At 58.5% G+C, this 2,162-nt stretch carries 2 protein-coding genes; both read right to left on the bottom strand.

The window, feature by feature from the left end; all coding sequences use genetic code 11:
- Positions 1–49: 49 nt before the first annotated feature.
- On the bottom strand, positions 50–1,114 hold the full coding sequence (locus FJ398_27375; protein MBM3841599.1) for a PDZ domain-containing protein: 1,065 nt from the start codon (positions 1,112–1,114) through the stop codon (positions 50–52).
- Positions 1,115–1,713: 599 nt separating this feature from the next.
- The gene (locus FJ398_27380; GenBank protein MBM3841600.1) at positions 1,714–2,118 is read right to left on the bottom strand and encodes a Uma2 family endonuclease; all 405 of its coding nucleotides are present in this window, start codon (positions 2,116–2,118) and stop codon (positions 1,714–1,716) included.
- Positions 2,119–2,162 lie beyond the last annotated feature (44 nt).

A 2,162-nucleotide genomic window follows, 5' to 3' on the forward strand; every position in this document is an offset into this window, starting at 1 on the left:
GGTGGAACGCGTCCCTACCAGTTCATGGAAGCACGGACCTTGTTCGTGATCACTCCAGCGGGAGCAGCACCTCCTCGCGCTGGCCGTTGCGCCACAGCGTGAGCCTGGCTTGGTCACCCGGCGGATGATGCAGACGAATCTGCGCGTGGAAATGACTTTCGTCCGACGGCACAGGCTGGCCGTCCAGACCGACGATGACATCGCCGTCCTTCAATCCGGCTTGCTTGGCTAACGGCGGCTTGCCAAAGACCCACCTGACCAATAACGCGGTTTCGGTGGCCGGCAGGCCTCGTTTCGATCTTTCCTCGTTGGAGAGAGCAATGGTCCAAAGCCCCGGCCGAAAACTCCACGACGACTCGCGCCAACTCAGGTCGGATTCCTTCCAATTCCCGTCCAAGCGAAGTGCTTTCGTAAGGCTCCGGCCTCCGCGTTCGAGGGCCAGGTCGATCATTGTCTCCACGGGCGAGTTGTGGAGCACCCATTGAATGTCGGCCTGCGAAATCAATGGCTGGCCGTTCATGGCGGAAAGTTCGTCGCCGGCTTCCACACCCGCGCGTGCTGCCGGCGAATTGGGCGTGACACTCTCCACGCGCAATCCGTCATCCACGTTCAATGTGATTCCAATGTTCGTGGGCAACGGATAGACCCAGACGTCCGCCGGGCTGAGCTGTTTCTTCTGATACTTCAGTTTCCTCACGTGCTCGCCGACCATGTGGCAATGGATGCAATTCTTCGGCGTCGTCTCGTCCACCGCGCGATCCTGCAAGCCGGGGATTTGCTCTGCGACCGGAAACTGCGGCTTCGGCCCGCGCTTGCCAGCAAGTTGGGTTTGGTTTGCCGGATAAGCTTTGTGCAGCTCCAGCGCTCGCTCGATCGCCTTCTTGAAGGAAGCGATCGAAATGTGATTCGCCGCGTTCCTCTTGTCCCCGGCGCGCGTGCCGTAGCGCCCGTAAATCGCGCCATCCGAGTTCAGGAAAAACACGGCCCAGCTTTGGTCGTAATCGAACTGGAAGAGATGCAGATCGACGCCTTTCATCTGGATGAGCCGGACGCAAACAAACTCCTGTTCCAGCTTCTGCAGCTCCGCGTCCTGACGAACAACCTGTTCGTCCAAACTTTTGCACGCCACTCACGGGACGCAGCGAAACAAAACCAGGAGCGGCTTGCCAGTTTCCTTGGCCCGCGCTCTGGCCTGTTGGAAATCGTCATAGATCCAGTGCGACTCGACGTTGTCCTTCAGCGCGTCACGCAGATCGGTCTGGGCGTGCAACACCGTAGAGGCCGCGGCAAGGAGCATCAGGGGAAGTTCCCCGTTCCTCACGGACCTGCTCACGAACCATGAACCGAAGACCAGGCGGACCGCAGCCTTCAGGCTGCTTCCGCGCACTCTCCGCCGTCGAGCGCTGAAGCGGCCTAAAGGCCACGGTCCGGCTGATGGATTCATGGGAAGAGGAGGAATGCGTAGTTTCATCGTTGAACCGGGTTAACCGAGAAGAACTTCAACCGCAGATAAACGCGGATGGACGCAGATCAGGAAGGAATGTTGAATGCCTGAGGTCTCGACCACCAGATACCCACTTCGGCTTCTCCATCTGCGTGTATCTGCGTCCATCTGTGGTTCTCTCGGATTCGGCACTTAATCCAGCACTACGGTCTTGGGGAACTGAGGGCAGAGTTTTGACTGGGCAATCTCCCCGACGGGATCGAAAAAGGTCATCTGGCCTTCGAGGCCGCACACCAGAATTCGAACGCGCCTTTCTCGAAGAAGAGGCGTTTGCGTTCCATCATTTCCTCGGAGGTGTTGGAGGGCGATAGGACTTCGACGCAGATTTCCGGCGCGATGAGGTAAGCGGGATCGTTGGGCTTGGATTTGCGGCGTTCGTGCGAAACCCAAGCGACATCAACCGCCTTGACGCCCTCGGTGGTCTGGATGGGGCATTCGTTAATACTGAGGCCTGCACTCAGCGTCTTCCGCAGAATCACAGCGATCTCGGTTTGATATTCCGCATGGCGGCTTCGGGGAGGAGGACTGATAACGATGTTGCCCCAGCGGTCGGACTCGATCCGGTACGGCAAAGTGGCCAGAAGCTTGTCTTCGCAAATTTCAGCCCATGTCATGGCGCTCTGATATCATCCCGGAGGCTCAGCGTAAAGTTGGATTC

The organism is Verrucomicrobiota bacterium (assembly GCA_016871535.1).
GTDB lineage: Bacteria > Verrucomicrobiota > Verrucomicrobiia > Limisphaerales > SIBE01 > VHCZ01.

What these genes read in the sequence shown, in the direction of transcription:
- FJ398_27380 (MBM3841600.1), bottom strand. Translation starts at nt 2,118, where the DNA reads ATGACATGGGCTGAAATTTGCGAAGACAAGCTTCTGGCCACTTTGCCG.